The sequence below is a fragment of the Dorea hominis genome, from assembly GCF_014287705.1.
Taxonomy (GTDB): domain Bacteria; phylum Bacillota; class Clostridia; order Lachnospirales; family Lachnospiraceae; genus Dorea_D; species Dorea_D hominis.
In genome coordinates this window covers 116,575-135,797 of record NZ_JACOOY010000006.1, presented here as the reverse complement: position 1 = coordinate 135,797, position 19,223 = coordinate 116,575, and the positions used below count along the sequence as shown (strand labels likewise).

Here is a 19,223-nt window from a genome sequence, read left to right as displayed (position 1 = left end):
TTTTATTCTTCTCTTTCCGGCACCATCAGATACAACAGATATCGGTCGCTGAGTTTCTTGACTTCCAGAATATAGATCAATTCTACGATCAGAAGCAACAAGATCATCCCGCTTGCACTTAAGAGCAGTACTTTCTGTGTACCTTCTCCTGTTTCCACAAACAGGGAAAATAAGCTTGCCATCGCCGGAATACTTCCGGCTGCTCCTAAGAATACCGGAATGCCAAAATACCAGTTAATCTGCTTTTTTGCGGAACGGCAGAGCGCATTGGGGGTTGCTCCGAGCCGTATCAGAGTCTGATACCGTCTGCCAATTTTCTGCTGATTTGTCAGGAACTGTACACTGATTACCGTATTTCCAATAATCAGGAAAATCACTGCCAGATAGATTGTAATATAACTTGCACATACACCGTAGAACATACGTCGTCCAAGGCTCTGCAGAAAACAGTCATACGAAATTCCGACTTTGTCAAGTTTCTGGTTCATTTCCTGATATACACGGATCAGTCCCTGTTTCTCCGTTTTTGATGGTTTTAGCACGCCATCCAGATATGTGGTGCCATTTCCGGCTGTCATCTGTTCATAAGCCTTGTCCGGTACGATCAGCGCAAATCCAAGTGTAATCGCGCGGTCGGCAACGATTTCTTTATTCATAACCTTTTCCCCAAGGCTCCATGTCTTTCCGTCCATTGTAACATGTATATTTCCCTGTAAGGCTTTACTCATTATTTCTTTAAACTCATCGGAATAAAGTGCCGATCCAAGGTAAACTGCTGCCTGGTGATCTTTCAATGCAAGAGGCTTTTCTCCTGCCTGTTTTAACAGCTCATTATACCCGGATAATGCAATAATATGCGGTGTATCTTCCCGTTCTATCTCCATTGCAAATACATTTTCATTCGGTGTCTTTCCATCTTTTTTCAACTTGTCTACGAGTTCATCTGCGTTAAAGCCAACTACCCGGTTCTTCTTTTTCGATGGTTTACCTTCCTTATCCAGATTTTCGATCGAAGATTCTATATATCCGGTTTTAATCTGGATCAGCTTTTCAAAATCTGAGCGAAGCCCGGACTTCTGCAATTTTTCAATAGTTGTACTGACGTCCTCATTGTCATCGTCAAATGTATAATCTACGACACGCTCGCTCTGTACCGTATAACTTCTGGCAATCCCGATTCCTGCACCGAACAGGCAGAGTGCTGCGAGGATCAGAATACAGCTCACCGCCGGGACGCTGCTCTTGCGGATAAACATTTCTTCCAGCTGGCGGAATGTAAACATTCCAAGTCTCTCGTGTCGGCTGCCCCATCTGCCCAGTTGTTCCAGTATCAGCCGGAAACCATAGAATACAAGAAATACTCCGGCAATTCCAAAGACTACTGTCCGTGCAAGAATAAGAAGGTCATCCCAGATATGTCCACGGATTCCATCATAAAATGCCACAAACAATAACACGCATCCTGTCGCAAAGGCAAGCACATACAGAACCTTCGGTCTTGTTTTTCCCTGCTCTTTTGCCTGCGGATTCATAAGATTGCCGATCTCGTCCTTAACTACCGCGCCGCTTAAGAACAGGCACGCAAATAATTTTACCAGTATGAAACCGACAGCGGTTCCAATCACTGCAGCGAATGAAAATGTACTCTGATGACCGAGGATTCCAAGCCCCTCTACCTTCGCTGTGATCAGGCTGACCAGCTCGGAAATGCAGACTGCAACCGGGATTCCTGCCACAAGGATCAGTAGACTGCTCTTAATATCTTCTGTCATCAACATAAAAAACAGCCGGCTCCGGCTCATGCCCATCATACGGTACACACCAAATTCATGTTTTCTCCGCTCCATCTGGTAACGTCCTGCAAAATATACGAGAAAGAACAAAATGCATAACGATGCGCCAAACAGTATCGGAACCATTTGAAAGATTTTCTGTATAGCATCACTTTCCATCTCTTTCAGGAAAATGATCACATCCTGCTTCGGCAGTGCCAGAATCACATAAAATGCAATTACGACAACGAGAAGTGAAGCATGAAACAATCCATTTTCCCTGCGGCTTCTCTTACTGTTTCTGGAGACAAGTTTAAAGAACATTTGCACTGCCTCCTCCCAACTGCGCCAACACTTTCAAAATGCGCTCGTAAAACTCCTGCTGGGATTCTTCTGCGAAATCTCTGCGCAGCTCATGGAAGAGTACTCCATCCTGGATAAATAAAATCCGTCCGCAATAACTTGCTGCATTTGCATCATGTGTCACCATCATGATTGTTGCTTTTTTGTTGCGATTTAAACCGAAGAGTTTCTCCATCAATGCTTTTGCATTACGCGAATCCAGTGCCCCAGTCGGTTCATCTGCCAGAATCAGGTGTGGATCCATGACCAATGCTCTGGCTGCTGCTATACGCTGTTTTTGCCCGCCGGACATCTGTGTCGGAAATTTGTCCAGTACATCCTGTATCTCAAGATATTCTGCCAGTTCTTTTAACTTCTGTTCCCCTTTTTTCTCTTCATATTTATGAAGAGCCAGCGGAAGAAGAATATTTTCTCTTCCGGTAAGGTTCTCTAAAAGTTCAAAGTTTTGGAAAAGGTAACCGATCTGGCGTCCTCTGTAATCGGAAAGTTCTGCGCCTTTCAGCGAACGGATATCGGTTCCATTTACAAGAATCTGTCCTCCTGTCGGACGAATCACACTTGCCACGCAGTTAAGAAGTGTGGATTTTCCGGATCCGCTGCTTCCCATGATTCCTAAAAATTCCCCTGTCTGTACTTCCAGGCTGATTCCATCCAGTGCCTTTGTCTCATTTTTCTTGTTTCCATAATATTTACATAAAGATTCAATTTTTAAAATACTCATTCTCTGCTCTCCTTTCATTGATGTAATCATAGCATCTGTGGCTTCCAAATAACACTTACAGTGAATGAAAGGTTTCGCAAGCTTTCGTTTCTGGTATTTGATAATAATATGCCTTACAGCAGATCATCCTTAATATCTTCCTCTGTCATGCGAAGTCCGACCACACTCGAAACAGGCAGTGAAAATACGATTGCCTTCTCCTTACTCTTCAATCCGGTTTTCTCCATGATTGCTTTCATAATCTGTGCTTTCTGTGAGGAGCGAGTAACAATGAAGATCATTTCCTTCTCTTCCACGAGGGAAACACCAAGATATTTTCTGGCGAGCTCTGTTCCGGTTCCTTTCGCATGGACAACTGTACCGCCTCCCGCATTTGCTTCTCTTGCGGCTTCCATAACCGTATCGATATATCCCTGATTGGCAATGGCAATCATCAGTTCATAATCTGTCTCCTTCAATGCTGTTTCCTCCTCTTTTTCAAATGGCTGTTCCTGTATCAGATATTGCAGTGTCTTTTTGCCGCCTATGCTCGCAAGCGGCACTGCAAAAGCAATCCCCGTTCCCGGAACATCAATTTTCATATCAATGATCAGTCCGCGTTTCAGTCGTTTCCATGTATCTCCGGTCACGATGGAGAGAAAAAGAATCTTTTCTGTTTCTTCTAATCCAAAATAATTCAGCACCTCACTGTTCGCTGTCCCTTTTCCCAGTATTTCAAAAAATACCTGCTGTTCGTGTGTCTTATAAAATTCACGAAACTTTTTTCTTGCGCTGCGGCTTGTGATCGCAGCCATCATATATAACCGGCTCATATTTTTCCGCCTTTCTAATTCCAATAAATCGTTTCATACTGTACGTTCTCACATCTACACTCCGCTCTGGTCGGCACTAAACATGTGTCGTTGACATATAGCTCTTCTGGTATCATCATAACTCTATAATATCCATGTCGCCGTATGCTTCCAGTGGCAGTACAGGAACCGCCTCTTCGGTCTGGCGTTTCTTCTCCTGATGCTGGTAAACCGCACCCAGTATCTGTATCGTGATAAGTGGTGTCATCGCAACCATTGCCACAACACCAAATGCATCCGTAACTACATTTCCTCCAATCGCTTCGCATGCTCCCTGTGCCAGAGGCAACAGAAAAGTTGCCGTCATTGGGCCAGAGGCCACACCACCGGAGTCAAATGCTATCGCAGTGAAGATTTTCGGTACCCGGAACGCAAGAAGCAAAGAAACTGCATAACCCGGTATGAGAAACCAGAAAATAGAAATTCCGGTCAGTACACGGATCATTGCAAGGCCCAGTGAGACCGCAACGCCACAGGACAAACTCAGTCCCATTGCCTTCCCAGGTATCGCACCCGAAGTCAGCTCTTCTACCTGCTCCATGAGCACATAAACTGCCGGTTCCGCCTTTACGATGAAATAGCCGATCACCATACCGATCGGTACAAGCACAAACGGATTCGGTAACCCTGCAAGTACCTGCCCCAGATAATTACCGGTTGGGAGAAATCCTACATTTGCCCCTGTCAGGAACAGCACAAGCCCAATGTATGTATACAGGATTCCAATTGCAATTTTCACCAGTGTCCGTTTCATCAGATGCAAAGCCAGTACCTGGAACACAAGGAAAAATACAACAATCGGAAGCAGTGATAATAGCATTTCTCTTATATAAAGTGGAAGTTCCGCTGTGAACAGTCTTCCAAGTTCTATCGAATCTTTCACATCCGGAATATGGATGCCTGCATAAACGCCACTCTCCGGGCGGTAAAGAATACCTAGAAGCAGGACGGCAAGTACCGGCCCGATTGAACAAAGTGCAACCAGACCGAAACTATCCGTTTCTGCATATTTATCACTTCGTACTGCGGAGAAGCCGACACCAAGCGCCATAATGAAAGGAACGGTCATCGGTCCTGTCGTGACTCCGCCGGAGTCAAATGCGACCGCCAGTGAATCTGCCGGCACAAAAAACGCAAGAATAAATATCACCGGATAAAACAAAAACAATAATCTGTAAAGCGCAATTCCAAATAACATACGAAGAACCGCAACCACAAGAAATATTCCAACGCCTGCCGCTACTGCAAAGATCAGAACATTGTTCGGAATAGACGGAACTTGTTCGGCAAGCACTTGCAGATCCGGCTCCGACACCGTAATAATAAATCCCAGCGTAAAACACAATAACACAATAAATGGAAGTCTCCTGGAACCGGCAATTCTCGTTCCAATTCTCTCTCCCATAGGCGTCATCGCAATCTCAGCTCCCAATGTAAAAAACATCATTCCCACAACAAGAAGAATCGCGCCCACTAAAAAAGCCATCAGAATTCCTGCCGGAATCGGAGCGATCGTAAAACTAAGCAACAGAACAATCCCTATGATCGGCAGTACAGCTTCCAATGACTCTTTTAGTTTTTCCAATAATTTTGACTGATATAACTTCAATCGATACCATACCTTTCCTTTTATTTTTTACGTTTCATGTGGATTAATTGTAACATACTCTGGTTAATTTTTCCTTAAGAAAATTTCGTTTTGTTTAAGAAAAGGAACATACTTTAGACACATTTTCCCTGTATACTAAGAGTCAGATAGTTGAAGAACACATCAACTATCACCCCCTCATAAAGTAGCACCGGTCAAGCCGGTGTGCACTTTACTCTCATTCCTTTAGATAACGATAAAAACAACGAAACCCGTTAGCCGTATGGTTAGCGGGTTTTCGCTGCGTTAAAAAGGGGACGGGGCTTTTTGAGAAAAGCCCCGTCCCCTTTTTAGAAATGACCTGTCCCCTTTTCAATTTGTACCTGGCACTTTCTAGAAAATCCCCGTCCCCACTGCGCGGTGGAGTTCATCAAGGATCTCTTTTTCCACAGTCAGTGGAAAACCATCCACACTCAGTACCTGTTCTTTTGTCACGCCATCGATGCTGCCGAGATCTACGATCGCCTGCAGATAGGATTTGATTTCTTTATATGTAGGAAGTACCTGTATCTTTTCTATCTTCTGTATATATGCCGCTAATGCATATGCGCCCCAGTTGGATACGGTTGCGATAATTAGATTGTCAACTTCTACCTTGCATGGTACAAGCGCCAGTTTATCTACAATAACTTCTTTCAGATTGCCCATACCGATTTCATTTCCGCCATCTCCGACACCAAATGTCGGGATTCCGCGCTTTTTGGCAAGATCAAAAAGGATATCGGCTTTTGCTGTATTTTTCTTAATGCTTATACCGCGCATATTTGCATAATCATCTTCAATATTTTTGCCACAGCGTTCAATGGAAATCAGTGCAACCGGATCGTAATCTTCCAGAACTTCTGTATACTGTTCCACGCCATCGCAGATATGTGCATATTCTACGTCCAGATCCTCAAGTTCAAAAAATCCACGACAATATTTATCTGTTACGATGATCGGTCGGTATCCGACAGCCCGCAGTGCTTTTGCGAGTGTCATCGTTCCGAGAGGACCGTCCGTCTCTGCATGTCCCGCTACATAAAATCCGGTTGTCAGAAATATATTTCCTTTCGGAAGCTCCAGAATCTTCTCAGCCGCCCTCTTGCAGTAGAAATCGCCCATATATTTGCGCAAGATAGTCATACCGCGCTTGGAATGACGCAGTACAATATCTTCAACGGTTTCTTTTTTTATATTTACTTTTGTCTGTGCCGCCTGTGCCTGTGCTCCCACTTCTAATCTCTCCTTTATTTTTGCTGTCGTCTTCTGCCTGTTTTATTTCCCAATTACTTCTTCGATTGATGCAATCCTGATGTTTTCTGCTTCCAGCGCTTTACGGATCTTCTGAACAAATGCCAGTGCTTTCGGTCCGTCTCCATGCACGCATACAGAATTTGCTTCAACCGGAATCTCTTTTCCGGTAATCGCTGTTACGGTTCCTTCCTTTATCATCTTGATGACACGTGCCACAGCTTCTTCTTCATCGGTGATCATTGCGCCCGGTTTGCTTCTTGCTACCAGCGAGCCGTCTTCTTCATATGCTCTGTCCGCAAATACTTCTTTTGCCACGCGAAGTCCTACTGCCTTTGCGGCTCCCATCATTTTGCTGCTACTCGGTGCAAGAAGGATAAGCTCAGGATCGACTTCTTTGATTGCTTCTGCGATTGCTGTTGCCAGTTTTTCATCTTTTCCTGCCATGTTATACATTGCACCGTGCGGTTTTACATGCTGCAGTTTAATTCCCTGTGCTGTGCAGAATGCTTTCAATGCCCCGATTTGATACTGCACCATTGCTTTTACTTCTGCCGGCGATGCTGCCAGATTTCTTCTGCCGAATCCGACCAGATCCGGATATCCCGGATGTGCGCCAACACGGACGCCCTGCTCTTTCGCAAGTGCTACGGTCTTTGCCATTACCACCGGATCGGATGCATGAAATCCACATGCTACATTTGCGGAAGAAATAAAGGGAATGACTTCCTCATCCAGTCCGCATTTATAATTTCCAAAACTTTCTCCAAGATCACAGTTTAAATCTACTGCAAACATTTTTCTTCCTTCTTTCTATGTTTCAAATCTTTTTTCAGACTACTTCCATCTATTTTCAAAACCGCACAATACTCGTGTTCTCCCATCACTGCACTGCTACGCTTTTACTCATATCATGGTGGGTGGCTCTATTAGAACCACTTTAGTACTTCAATTCTACATTCTTTACATCCGTAATCAGCATATGTCCCGGTGCGTGTGTGATCACAATATCCGGTTTCACATTCATAACAACATTCTGCGGTGTTACGCCACATGGCCAGAATACCGGAACTTCTCCTTCATTGATCGTTACACTATCGCCGAAATCCGGTTTCATTACATCAGAAATACCAATTGCTTCCGGATTGCCAATCTGTATCGGTGCACCGTGTACTCTTGGCATCTCACCCGTGATCAGTGCGGATTTCACAACCTGGTCATTCGGGATCGGACGCATGCTGACTACCATATTTCCTTTGAAAATACCTGCCGGTGTGCAAGCGATATTTGTCTTGAACATCGGCACATTACAGTTTTCCTCGATATGTCTGACCGGAATTCCTGCTTCCAGAAGTGCAGATTCAAAAGAGAAGCTGCATCCGATCAGAAAGCTCACAAAATCATCCTGCCAGAACTCTTCAATGTCGGTATACTCTCCGACAAGTTCACCTTTTTTGTAAATGCGGTATTTTGGAAAATCCTTTGCCAGATCCACATCATCTGCGATATAGTGAAGATCTCTGCTTCCTACGTCGCTGACTTCAAGGATCGGACACGGTTTCGGGTTTCTCTGGGTAAATAAGAGAAAATCATAAGCCAGATCCTTTGGCAGGATAACCAGATTTGCCTGTGCGTATCCCGCACACATGCCCGATGTCGGACATGTTATTTTTCCTTCTCGGATCAATTTTCTGACCTCTGCCGGTTTCAAATCACTGTAATTTACTGCTTCACTCATCTTTACCTTTCCCCGCTTTCTGTTTTCCATATCTTTGCTGCTTCATCTAACGAAATTTTCTGAAATCTCACCTGATCCCCCGGCTTGCCCTGTACCAGTTTCGGGATATCAAAAGAACACACTGTAGCAATCTTTGCATATCCTCCGGTTGTCTGCCGGTCTGCAAGTAGAATGATTGGTTTTCCATTTGTCGGAACCTGAATGGAACCAAGTGCAATTCCATCGGAAATAATATCCGTTCCGTTTACACTTTCAATCGGTGCACCTTCCATCCGGTAGCCCATCCGGTCACTCTGATCAGATATCGTATACGTTTCATTGTAAAATGTTTTCTTTCCCGCCTCGGTAAAATACTCTTCCTGCGGTCCTTCGATTACACGGACAGTGATTGGTGATGTATATACATCCGGCTTTGCCATCCGGTCTTTCAGTGCTTCATAACTTCTGCCATTTTTGCCAATTTCAAAAATATCTCCGGCTGCCAGCGCCCTTCCTTCGTAACCGCCCATCTTACATTTAAGATTTGTTGAACGGCTTCCAAGCACAACCGGAACATCAATGCCACCGGCGAAAGCTACATAAGTTCTGCAGCCTGCAGTTACCATCCCAAGGGATAAGACATCTCCAGCCTTCACCTGGTATGCACGGTACATTTCTGTCGGTTCCTCATTTATCTTTACGTCCATTGTTGCTCCTGTAACAGCAATGACTGCATCTTCCGTAAATTCCATCGTTCCGCCGAACAAAGTTACTTCCAGTACGGCTTCTCCGTTTTCATTTCCCACAAGATAATTGGCCTTCTTATAAGAAACTTCGTCCATGACTCCGGATGTCCCGATACCGGAATTCATATATCCGTATCTGCCCGCATCCTGTACTGTTGTAAGCGGTCCCGGAATAACAACTTTTACTGACATCCTTCATCACCTTCTTCCACAACCTCTACCTGATACTCTCCTTTTACGATCATGTGGCGGATATCGTAGTAATCGCCAATCGTGATTGGTATAAAACGGATATATTCTCCTGCTTTACAGAGGATCGGATCTTCTCTGTACGGATCATAGAAATCAACCGGTGTACCACCCATCAGTCTCCATCCTCCCGGTGAAGCCAGCGGATAGACTCCTGTCTGATTGCCACCGATGCCAACAGCCCCCGGAAGAATTCTTACGCGCGGGCTTTTCAGTCTTGGCATTTCAATTCGTTTATCCAGACCACCAAGATAAACAAATCCCGGCAGGAATCCCATCATATAAATTTTATAATCAACGGAACTATGGATCTTTATGATCTCGTCACGATCCAGTCCGGTATGTTTTTCCATATCTGCCAGATCCAGTCCGAATCTTGCGCCATAACAACACGGAATTTTTAAAATCCGTTTCTTCTCTGTTGTCTTCCCAATCAATTGTCCGGTCAGCTCTGCTGTCTGCTTCCTTACATTTTCAAAAGAGGTAATTGCCGGATCATAGTAAATCATCAGAGAACGAAACGTTGGTACCATTTCCTGTACACCCGGAATCCGAGTTTCTGCAATTTTCGCTGCCAGCGCATGTACTTTGTCATTGATCGCAGGATCGATCTGATTGCCAAATTCCACAACCAGCGCCCGGTCCCCTGCCGGCATATATTTTATTTCTCCCATGACTTCACCTTCTCATTTATTTATCTGTTGCTTTGTAAAATTCATCCAGAACTGCTACACGGATCTTCTCCAGAAGTTCCGGTGCTTTTCCGCCAACCGGCTTGCCATCGATCTCATTTGCATGCAGACATAAGTTGCTGGAGCTGGATACGATAACTTCATCTGCGTTGAACAGATCATCCAGTGTGTACGGTGTCTCGCTTACCGGAATCTCCAATTTCTTGCAGGCTTTGATAATATGTGCTCTTGCAATACCTGGAAGAATCAGGTTGTCAGTCGGTGCTGTTATCAGTTTGCCATCTTTAATAATATGGACATTACTATGTGCACATTCTGTTACACGTCCACCCGGTCTGTAGAATACACATTCCTGACATCCGGCTTCTTTTGCTTTCTGTGTCGCAACTACAGAAGGAATTAAGTTCAATGTTTTGATATTACAATGGAAGAAACGTGTATCTTCTCTTGTGATCAGCTTGATTGGCTTCGTTCCATCGGAAATTTCTGCCGGTTTCAGCATAATCCATAAGTTTCCAGGACCCTCTGTATATGCATGATCACGGATACCGGTTCCTCTTGTGACCTGATAGTAAACAAATAAATTACCTGTATCCATTTTATTTACCATTTCCTGAAGGAGTTCTTTCAACTCTGGCTTTGTTACCGGCATTTTAATGTCCAGAAGTCCCGCACTGTTAAAGAATCTGTCGATATGTTCATCAATTGCGAAAATCTCATAATTTCTGGACGGCCCTGCATCGTATACACCATCTCCAAACCAGCTGACACGGTCGTTCATCGGGATTGTCATCTCATCCAGTTCACCGTATTTGCCATTGTAATAACCTAAAGTTTTCATTGTAAATTCCTCCTTCTCCTGACCTTTTTACACTAAAAAAGGCGCACAAACTCATGTTTGTGACGCCTTCGTCCTGTACGCTCTATTAATTTCACCTACATTTTATGCTCACCCATTAGTTTTGTCAATGGGTTTTACTTAATTAAAGTGATAAATTTTCTTCCATCCATAAATACAGATCTTCGAATACCTGACTGCGGTCTGTTTCATTCAGGATCTCATGCCTGTCATCCTGATACAGCTTCATCTCTACTTTTTCAAATCCGGCATTCTTGTACTTGTCATATACTTTCTGTACTGCTTTTCCAAAATCTCCAACCGGATCGTCTGCACCGGATACAAAGAATATCGGCAAATCCTTCGAAATCTTCTCTATGCTCTCTTTGCGGGCAAGCACTTTCATTCCTTCAAACATCTGATAATAACCGCCAACCGTAAACTGGAAAGAGCAAAGTGGATCTTTCTCGTATTTTCTGCGCACATCCAGATCTGAACTGATCCAGTCTGTTGCTGTTACTGCCGGATGAAATTTCCTATTATAATTACCAACACTCATCTTATGCACAAGCGGGCTGTGATAATGCCAGCCTCTTACTGCCGCAAGCCCTTTACAGAGCTTCTGCCCCATGTTCAATTCCGCCATGCTGTGTTCACCGGTTCCCATGATGATCGCACCGGCAAGTCCATCAGCATACATCGTCAGATACTGACGAAGCAGAAATGAACCCATACTGTGTCCCAGCATAAAATATGGTAGATCCGGATAATTCTTCTCACCGACTCTGCGGACTCTGTGGATATCTCCGATTACATAATCGTTACCGTATTCTTCCGGGAAATGTCCGTATTCTTCCGGCTTTGCTGCAGTCTTTCCATGTCCCAGATGGTCGTGCCCGATCACAAGATAACCATGTCCGTTTAAGTATCTGGCAAATTCATCGTAGCGGTCTATATATTCTACCATTCCGTGACAGATCTGGAGGATCGCACGCACTTCACCTTCCGGGATCCAGATGATTCCATGTGAGCGCGTCCTCCCATCTGCACTTAAAAAGTTGAAATCTTTCTTCATTTTATATCAACTTCCTTCTCCTAACGATCTTCCATTTTTACATATTCTTTGTAGGAAGCCAGTGGCTTATACGCCGGACGGATAATCTTATCCGCATTCTTTAACTCTTCCAGACGGTGTGCACTCCAGCCGACAATACGTGCCGCCGCAAAAATCGGTGTGTAAAGTGCCGGAGGAAGATCCAGCATACTGTAAACCAGTCCGCTGTAAAAATCTACATTGGCATTGACACCTTTGTAAATCTTACGCTTCTGTGCGATCACTTCCGGAGCCAGACGTTCTACAAGCGCATACAGTCCGTATTCTTTTTCACAGCCTTTTTCCTCTGCAAGCTGTTTTACAAATTTTTTGAAAATGTCTGCACGCGGATCTGAAACAGAATAGATTGCATGTCCCATTCCGTAGATCAGACCTTTCTGGTCAAATGCTTTCTTCTCCAGCAGATCATTTAAATACTGACGTACTTCATCTTCATCTTCCCAGTCTGATACATGCGCTTTCATGTCTTCAAACATCTTCGTTACTTTGATATTCGCACCACCGTGTTTTGGTCCTTTTAACGAAGCCATCGCTGCTGCCATCGTTGAATAAGTGTCCGTTCCGGAAGAAGTTACAACGTGTGTCGTAAATGTTGAGTTATTACCACCGCCGTGATCCATATGCAGAACCAGAGCCATATCAAGGAGCTTCGCTTCCAGTTCTGTGTATTTACGATCCTCACGGAGCATCATCAGAATATTTTCAGAAGTAGACAGATCCGGTGATGGCGCGTAAATAAACAGGTCATCGCCCATACGGTAATTATATGCATGATAGCCGTACACCATCATCATCGGGAACTGGCTGATCAGGTTCAGACACTGTCTTAATACATTCGGGATACTTGTATCATCCGCTTTGCGGTCGTAAGTATACAGATTCAAAATACATTTCGCCAGCGTATTCATCATGTCCTGGCTCGGCGCTTTCATAATGACATCACGCACAAATGTCGGCGGCAATGTCCGGCGCTCTACGAGTGTCTCATGGAACATCTCCGACTCTTTTATATTCGGAAGCTCGCCAAACAACAACAGATATGCGATCTCTTCAAATCCAAAATGTCCGTCCTCTAAAAATCCACGCACCAAGTCTTTGATGTTATATCCACGGTAATACAGATTACCTGCACACGGAACTTCTTTGCCGTCCACGATCTTAGTCGCACAGACATCGGAAATATTAGTAAGGCCGGCAAGTACTCCTTTTCCATTCACATCACGGAGTCCGCGTTTTACTTCGTATTTGCTGTACAGGTCTTTTTCTATTGTCGTATTCTTCTCACACAGTTCTGCGAAATGCTCAATCTCCGGTGTGATCTCGAACAGTGCATATTTGTTTTTTTTCTCCATGCGCATCATCCTTTCTTTGTTAATATCTTTGTTTTTCAATCCACAATTGTTTTTTTCTGCAACAAATTTATTGTTTTTTACCATTTATATGATGTCAGAAACCACAATGCAATTACACCAGAGTGATTTTATGACTTAATGGCCCGCCCCGATATGAGCATAAACAGGAAGCATAAGCTTCACGATATACGATTATGCAGATAATTATAAATTTCATTGCTCAGTCTTGCAAATTCCTCCAGTGATAATGCCTCTCCTCTGACGCTTGCGCCTTTGCCTAACGTCTCGATTGCTTCTGCGATCACTTCTTTCGGGAGATCCCATTTGCCTGCATTTTTCAAACCATTGGCAAGTGTCTTCCGACGCTGGTTGAAAGACGCTCTGATAATATCAAACATCAGCTTCTCATCTTCTACTTCCACCGGAGGTTCAGCATGTCTTGTCAGACGGATGACTGCTGAGCCTACCTTCGGTCTTGGCATGAAGCAGTTCGGTGGGACATTTGCAACAATGTACGGGTCTGCATAATATTGCACCGCCAGTGACAGAGCACCGTAATCCTTGTTACCCGGTCCGGTCTGCATACGGTCTGCCACTTCCTTCTGTACCATGACCGTAATGCTCTGAAGCGGAACATGATTTTCAAAAAGTCCCATAATGATCGGTGTCGTAATATAATATGGCAGATTCGCAACCACTTTAATCGGTTTTCCTCCGTTCTGCTCCTCTACGATCTTCGCAATATCAAGCTTCAGAACATCCTCGTTGATAATCTGAACATTTTCATATTCATGCAGTGTATCCGCAAGAATCGGAATCAGATTTTTATCGATCTCAACCGCAATGACCTTGCCGGCTGCCTCTGCCAGATATTGTGTCATCGTTCCAATCCCCGGTCCGATCTCCAGCACCATGTCTTCTTTTGTAATCTCTGCGGAATAAATAATCTTATCCAGCACATGTGTATCGATCAGAAAATTCTGTCCGAACTTCTTCTGAAAATTAAATTTATATTTCTGTAATACTTCAATTGTATTTTGCGGATTTCCCAGATCTGGTTTTGCCATTTTCTCACTTCTCCCTGAATTTTAGGTATTTTCTAATTATACAATAAGTTTTGTCTTAATGATATACCCAAAATCGAAAATAGTCTTAAGAAAATATAAAGAAAACTCCGAAAATATATGGAAAAATTAAAATATAGCGAAATACATATAGAAATGCAGAAAAACAGGTAGCAAAAATCCAACCGGGAATTTCCTGGTTGGATTTCATAAAATTAATTTATTTGTACTTAATAAAGTTCACTATCGCTGATTCATTGCGAATAATGTCTTACACGTCCAGACCATACCTGATGCGTGCATATGCTTTATGCATCCAGACCATACATGATGTGTGCATATGCTTTATGCATCCAGACCATACCTGATGCGTGCATATGCTTTATGCATCCAGACCATACATGGCACGTGCATTTTTCTCTGTCTGTGCAACAACTTCTTCATATGAGATCTCTTTGATCTCTGCGATCTTTTCCGCTACATATTGGATATATGCAGACTGGTTTCTCTTGCCGCGGAAAGGCTCCGGTGCAAGATACGGGCAATCTGTTTCCAGCACGATTGAAGTAAGCGGAATCTCTGCGACTGTCTCTTTTACTTTTTTCGCATTTTTAAAAGTAACGACACCGCCGATGCCGATGTAAAAGCCCATTTTCACATACTCTTTTGCCATCTCTTTGGAATAGGAGTAGCAGTGGATCACACCATTTAACCCCTGTGCATGCCCCTTCATGATCTCCATCGTATCTGCCGCAGCTTCCCGGCTGTGGATCAACACCGGAAGATTATGCTTACGTGCAAGTTCAAGCTGACGGATAAACCATTCTTTCTGCAGATCATGAGATTCATGATCCCAGTAATAATCCAGTCCAATCTCGCCGACGGCAACAACCTTTTTCTGATCCAAAAGCGCTTCCATCCGTACAAGTTTCTCTTCGTCCAACGCACCGACTTCATCCGGATGTACGCCGACTGCGGCATACATAAACGGATATTTTTTCACCATTTCTGTCACACGTGCACAGGACTCATAAGTTGCCGACACATTGACGATCGTGCCGACACCATTTTCTTCCATGGACATCAGCAATTCTTCTCTGTCTACGCCAAACTGCTCATCATCATAGTGCGCATGCGTATCAAAAATCATCATCTTACAGTAACTCTTTTCTGAGTTCTTCCGGTGTCTTCTGTGACAGCATTGCCGGTGCGATGTCAAATACAGATTTTGCTCCGCTCTCTCCGGCTTTGGAAAGTCTATAAGCTGCTCTTGCATAACAGATCAGAACGCTTGCTGTAAATTCCGGGTTGGAATCCAATTTCAGAGAATATTCTATCACGTGTTTATTTCCTTCTGTTCCTGTCTCTCCGCTGCGGATAACAAAACCACCGTGTGGCATCTTGCTGTGATTTTTCTTTAACTCTTCTTCTGTGATAAATGTTACAGTTGTATCATACTCATCGAAGTAGTTTGGCATTGTCTTGATTGCCTCTTCGATTGCTTTTAAGTCAGCTCCCTCTTCCGGAACAACATAACACTCACGAAGATGTTTGTCTCTTGTTGTCAGCTCCGGCTCACTTCCGGTTCTTACTTTCTCTACTGCAGCCTCGATCGGTACAGTATACTGGATACCATTTTTTACACCTTCGATACGGCGGATTGCATCAGAGTGTCCCTGGCTGACACCTTTTCCCCAGAAAGTATAAGTGCTTCCCTGTACCAGAATGGATTCTGCATACAGACGGTTCAGTGAGAACATTCCCGGATCCCAGCCAACAGAAATAATACTTACATTGTTTCCTGCTTTTGCTGCAGCATCCACATTTGCAAAATACTCCGGAATCTTTGCGTGTGTGTCAAAACTGTCAATAGTACAGAAGTTCTTAGCAACTTCCGGTCCCATAACCGGCAGATCTGTTGCAGAACCACCACACAGAACCATAACATCGATATCTTCTTTCATAGATACCATATCATCAAAATGTTTTACTTCTGCGCCTTCTGTTTTAATAGAAACTGTCTTCGGATCTCTTCTTGTGAATACAGCCTTCAGTTCCATATCATCGTTACGCGCGATTGCCTGTTCTACACCACGTCCAATATTTCCATATCCTACAATACCAATTCTAATTTTTTCCACAATTCTGTCTCCTTTTCCACATTTTATTTATCCACATCCGTGGGATAATTTAATTGGGGACGGGGCTTTTCGAGAAAATCCCCGTCCCCAATTAAATATTAACAGATTTCAGCACCTGCCGGCATATCTTTTTCTGGTGATACAAGTGCCAGATTGCCATTGGCGTCTTCTGCACAGAGTAACATTCCTTCAGATAATACGCCTGCAAGTTTTGCCGGTTTTAAGTTTACAAGTACCATAACTTTCTTGCCGACCATCTCTTCTGCACTGTAATGTGCTTTGATTCCGGAAACAATCTGTTTTACTTCGCTTCCGACACGCACCTGTGAGCAGAGAAGTTTTTTGGATTTCTTCACTTCTTCGCAGGAAATGATTTCTCCTACCTGGAACTGCATTTTACCGAAATCTTCAAATGTAATCTCTGGTTTTGCTTCGATATCAATCACTTCCTCGTCAGAAACTTCTTCTTTCTCTTCTACATGTGGATGCAGTTCTTCTACTCTCTTCATCACTTCATTGATGTCCTGTCTTGCGAACAGAATCTCCGGCTTGTCTGTAACTTTTCCGTCACCTAACTGTGCGAAGATTTTCTCTGCTGTTTCCGGCATGAAGGATGAAAGTAATCCTGCACCAACCTTGATACTTTCGATCAGATTTGCAAGAACAGTTTCAAGACGGTCTTTCTTGTCTTCTTCTTTTGCCAGTGCCCAAGGCATTGTTTCATCGATGTATTTGTTACAGCGTTTGAAGAGTGTGAAAATCTCTGTGATTGCATCTGCTACACGCAAGTCATTCATCTTCACATCAACGTTCTTCGGTGTGTTCTCTGTAACTGCTTTCAGATCTGCATCGATTGCAGCACCTTCTTCATCTAATGTCACATTTTTATTTGTAACAACGCCGCCAAAATATTTATTTGTCATGGAAATCGTTCTGTTTACCAGATTTCCTAATGTATTTGCAAGATCAGAGTTAATACGCTCTACGAGCAGATCCCAGGAAATGACTCCGTCATTTTCGAATGGCATCTCATGCAGTACAAAATAACGGATCGCATCTACGCCAAAGAAATCTACCAGTTCATCTGCATATAATACATTTCCCTTGGATTTACTCATCTTACCGTCACCCTGTAATAACCACGGATGTCCGAATACCTGTTTCGGAAGCGGCACACCAAGAGCCATCAGGAAAATCGGCCAGTAAATAGTATGGAAACGAATGATATCTTTACCGATCAGATGCAAATCCGCCGGCCAATATTTATTAAAGCGCTCAGAATTATTTCCGTCGCAGTCATAACCGATTCCTGTGATATAGTTTGTCAGCGCATCCAGCCATACATAAACAACATGTTTCGGATCGAAATCTACCGGGATTCCCCATGAGAATGAAGTTCTGGATACACACAGATCCTGCAGTCCCGGAAGAAGGAAGTTGTTCATCATTTCATTTTTTCTTGCTACCGGCTGGATAAATTCCGGATGCGTATTGATATGCTCGATCAGGCGGTCTGCATATTTACTCATTTTGAAGAAATAAGCTTCTTCTTTTGCCGGTTTTACTTCTCTTCCGCAGTCCGGGCATTTGCCATCTACTAACTGGGATTCTGTCCAGAAAGACTCACATGGTGTACAGTAAAGTCCTTCATAAGAGCTTTTGTAAATGTCTCCCTGATCGTATAATTTCTTGAAAATCTTCTGTACCTGTTTCTCATGATCTTCATCTGTTGTACGGATAAATTTATCATAAGAAGTGTTCATCAGATCCCAGATTTCTTTTACTTCTCCGGCAACTTTGTCAACGTATTCTTTTGGTGAAATACCTGCTTCTTCTGCCTTTAACTCGATCTTCTGACCATGCTCGTCTGTTCCTGTCTGGAAAAATACATCATAGCCCTGACTTCTCTTATATCTTGCGATCGCATCTGCAAGTACGATCTCGTAAGTATTACCAATGTGCGGTTTGCCGGAAGTATAGGCAATCGCTGTTGTAATATAATATTTTGGTTTGTCCATGTTTTCCTCTCCTTTTGCTTTTAGATAATTATGAGTTTGTGCAAGCACAGTGTGACGACTTCAACTTTTTTTATCTTCGGATTGCTCCGTGCTTTCGCACTCCCGCAATCCTACCCGCAATTCGGATATCGCCTGGCTTCGCCATGCTTTTATCCTCATTGCGGGGCAGGTCATGAAGTCATGCTGTCACCCTTGTGCAAGCACAGTGTGACGGCATGACTTATGACCTTGGTAAAAAAAAATCTCCAATTTTTCAAAAACTGAAAAATCAGAGAAGACGGGATATCCCGCGTTACCACTTCTGTTCGCTTCTGCCTCACGACAGCAGCCTTACCGGGTGCATGTAACACCTCCCGCTGTAAAGGGCGGTCCCTTCATGACCTAACCTCGCGGCTCAGCCATCCCACTCCGAAGCCATCTTCCATCTTCCTTCATCTGTTCCTCTCAGCCTGCCGGAACTTCTCTGTAAAATGTACGGAAAATGTACTCTCTTCTTCACTGTGTTTGCTCATATGATTAACATATTTCCAATACATGAAATCGTAGCATAATCAGCGTGCCTGTGTCAAGTCATTGAGACGATTAACGATTAAAAAGGTTAAAAGATATTCTCCCCTTCCTCTGCATATACTCTAGTAATAATGTCTTCCTTCCGAAAGGGTTCTTATGTTCCGACAACTATTCCGTAAACGTTTCTATTTCTT

Annotated in this window: 16 protein-coding genes; all 16 read right to left on the bottom strand. The window is 43.6% G+C overall.

The window, feature by feature from the left end:
- Positions 1-2 precede the first annotated feature (2 nt).
- A complete protein-coding gene (locus tag H8S07_RS06425; protein ID WP_186855695.1) occupies positions 3-2,096 on the bottom strand; it encodes an ABC transporter permease in 2,094 nt (697 codons plus the stop codon).
- Entirely contained in the window at positions 2,086-2,856 is a 771-nt protein-coding gene (locus H8S07_RS06420; protein WP_186855694.1) for an ABC transporter ATP-binding protein, read from the bottom strand. Before H8S07_RS06420 ends, H8S07_RS06425 begins: the two co-directional genes overlap by 11 nt.
- 113 nt (positions 2,857-2,969) lie before the next feature.
- Complete coding sequence (locus H8S07_RS06415) at positions 2,970-3,668, bottom strand: P-II family nitrogen regulator (RefSeq protein ID WP_021860609.1); 699 nt, start codon at positions 3,666-3,668, stop codon at positions 2,970-2,972.
- A 115-nt stretch (positions 3,669-3,783) separates the two neighbouring features.
- Positions 3,784-5,316 (bottom strand): DUF1538 domain-containing protein, encoded by a 1,533-nt coding sequence (locus H8S07_RS06410; RefSeq protein ID WP_186855693.1) that lies wholly within the window; start codon positions 5,314-5,316, stop codon positions 3,784-3,786.
- A gap of 372 nt (positions 5,317-5,688) precedes the next feature.
- Positions 5,689-6,570 (bottom strand): DUF4392 domain-containing protein, encoded by an 882-nt coding sequence (locus H8S07_RS06405; RefSeq protein WP_330598525.1) that lies wholly within the window; start codon positions 6,568-6,570, stop codon positions 5,689-5,691.
- 42 nt (positions 6,571-6,612) lie between these two features.
- Positions 6,613-7,386, bottom strand: coding sequence for a LamB/YcsF family protein (locus H8S07_RS06400; protein ID WP_186855692.1), 774 nt, complete (start codon positions 7,384-7,386; stop codon positions 6,613-6,615).
- Between the two features lie 142 nt (positions 7,387-7,528).
- Entirely contained in the window at positions 7,529-8,326 is a 798-nt protein-coding gene (locus H8S07_RS06395) for a putative hydro-lyase (protein WP_186855691.1), read from the bottom strand.
- Positions 8,327-8,328: 2 nt separating this feature from the next.
- Entirely contained in the window at positions 8,329-9,243 is a 915-nt protein-coding gene (locus H8S07_RS06390) for a 5-oxoprolinase subunit C family protein (protein WP_186855690.1), read from the bottom strand.
- Positions 9,234-9,974 (bottom strand): 5-oxoprolinase subunit PxpB, encoded by a 741-nt coding sequence (gene pxpB, locus H8S07_RS06385; protein ID WP_118660901.1) that lies wholly within the window; start codon positions 9,972-9,974, stop codon positions 9,234-9,236. Before pxpB ends, H8S07_RS06390 begins: the two co-directional genes overlap by 10 nt.
- Before the next feature lie 16 nt (positions 9,975-9,990).
- Positions 9,991-10,833: an aminotransferase class IV gene (locus H8S07_RS06380; RefSeq protein WP_021860596.1), complete on the bottom strand. Its 843-nt coding sequence runs from the start codon at positions 10,831-10,833 to the stop codon at positions 9,991-9,993.
- Positions 10,834-10,975: 142 nt separating this feature from the next.
- Positions 10,976-11,905: an alpha/beta fold hydrolase gene (locus tag H8S07_RS06375; protein ID WP_186855689.1), complete on the bottom strand. Its 930-nt coding sequence runs from the start codon at positions 11,903-11,905 to the stop codon at positions 10,976-10,978.
- Between the two features lie 20 nt (positions 11,906-11,925).
- Positions 11,926-13,296, bottom strand: a complete 1,371-nt coding sequence (locus tag H8S07_RS06370) for a citrate/2-methylcitrate synthase (protein ID WP_021860594.1) — start codon at positions 13,294-13,296, stop codon at positions 11,926-11,928.
- A gap of 179 nt (positions 13,297-13,475) precedes the next feature.
- A complete protein-coding gene (rsmA, locus tag H8S07_RS06365; RefSeq protein WP_021860593.1) occupies positions 13,476-14,363 on the bottom strand; it encodes a 16S rRNA (adenine(1518)-N(6)/adenine(1519)-N(6))-dimethyltransferase RsmA in 888 nt (295 codons plus the stop codon).
- 379 nt (positions 14,364-14,742) lie between these two features.
- Positions 14,743-15,510, bottom strand: coding sequence for a TatD family hydrolase (locus H8S07_RS06360; RefSeq protein WP_186855717.1), 768 nt, complete (start codon positions 15,508-15,510; stop codon positions 14,743-14,745).
- Positions 15,511-15,514: 4 nt separating this feature from the next.
- Complete coding sequence (locus H8S07_RS06355; RefSeq protein ID WP_118288296.1) at positions 15,515-16,501, bottom strand: diaminopimelate dehydrogenase; 987 nt, start codon at positions 16,499-16,501, stop codon at positions 15,515-15,517.
- A gap of 98 nt (positions 16,502-16,599) precedes the next feature.
- Entirely contained in the window at positions 16,600-18,567 is a 1,968-nt protein-coding gene (metG, locus tag H8S07_RS06350; protein ID WP_278336572.1) for a methionine--tRNA ligase, read from the bottom strand.
- Positions 18,568-19,223: the final 656 nt, after the last annotated feature.

Coding starts and splice junctions, on each gene's coding strand:
- H8S07_RS06425 (WP_186855695.1), bottom strand. CDS start 2,096: ATGTTCTTTAAACTTGTCTCCAGAAACAGTAAGAGAAGCCGCAGGGAA.
- H8S07_RS06420 (WP_186855694.1), bottom strand. CDS start 2,856: ATGAGTATTTTAAAAATTGAATCTTTATGTAAATATTATGGAAACAAG.
- H8S07_RS06415 (WP_021860609.1), bottom strand. CDS start 3,668: ATGAGCCGGTTATATATGATGGCTGCGATCACAAGCCGCAGCGCAAGA.
- H8S07_RS06400 (WP_186855692.1), bottom strand. CDS start 7,386: ATGTTTGCAGTAGATTTAAACTGTGATCTTGGAGAAAGTTTTGGAAAT.
- H8S07_RS06395 (WP_186855691.1), bottom strand. CDS start 8,326: ATGAGTGAAGCAGTAAATTACAGTGATTTGAAACCGGCAGAGGTCAGA.
- H8S07_RS06390 (WP_186855690.1), bottom strand. CDS start 9,243: ATGTCAGTAAAAGTTGTTATTCCGGGACCGCTTACAACAGTACAGGAT.
- pxpB (WP_118660901.1), bottom strand. CDS start 9,974: ATGGGAGAAATAAAATATATGCCGGCAGGGGACCGGGCGCTGGTTGTG.
- H8S07_RS06380 (WP_021860596.1), bottom strand. CDS start 10,833: ATGAAAACTTTAGGTTATTACAATGGCAAATACGGTGAACTGGATGAG.
- H8S07_RS06375 (WP_186855689.1), bottom strand. CDS start 11,905: ATGAAGAAAGATTTCAACTTTTTAAGTGCAGATGGGAGGACGCGCTCA.
- H8S07_RS06370 (WP_021860594.1), bottom strand. CDS start 13,296: ATGGAGAAAAAAAACAAATATGCACTGTTCGAGATCACACCGGAGATT.
- rsmA (WP_021860593.1), bottom strand. CDS start 14,363: ATGGCAAAACCAGATCTGGGAAATCCGCAAAATACAATTGAAGTATTA.
- H8S07_RS06360 (WP_186855717.1), bottom strand. CDS start 15,510: ATGATTTTTGATACGCATGCGCACTATGATGATGAGCAGTTTGGCGTA.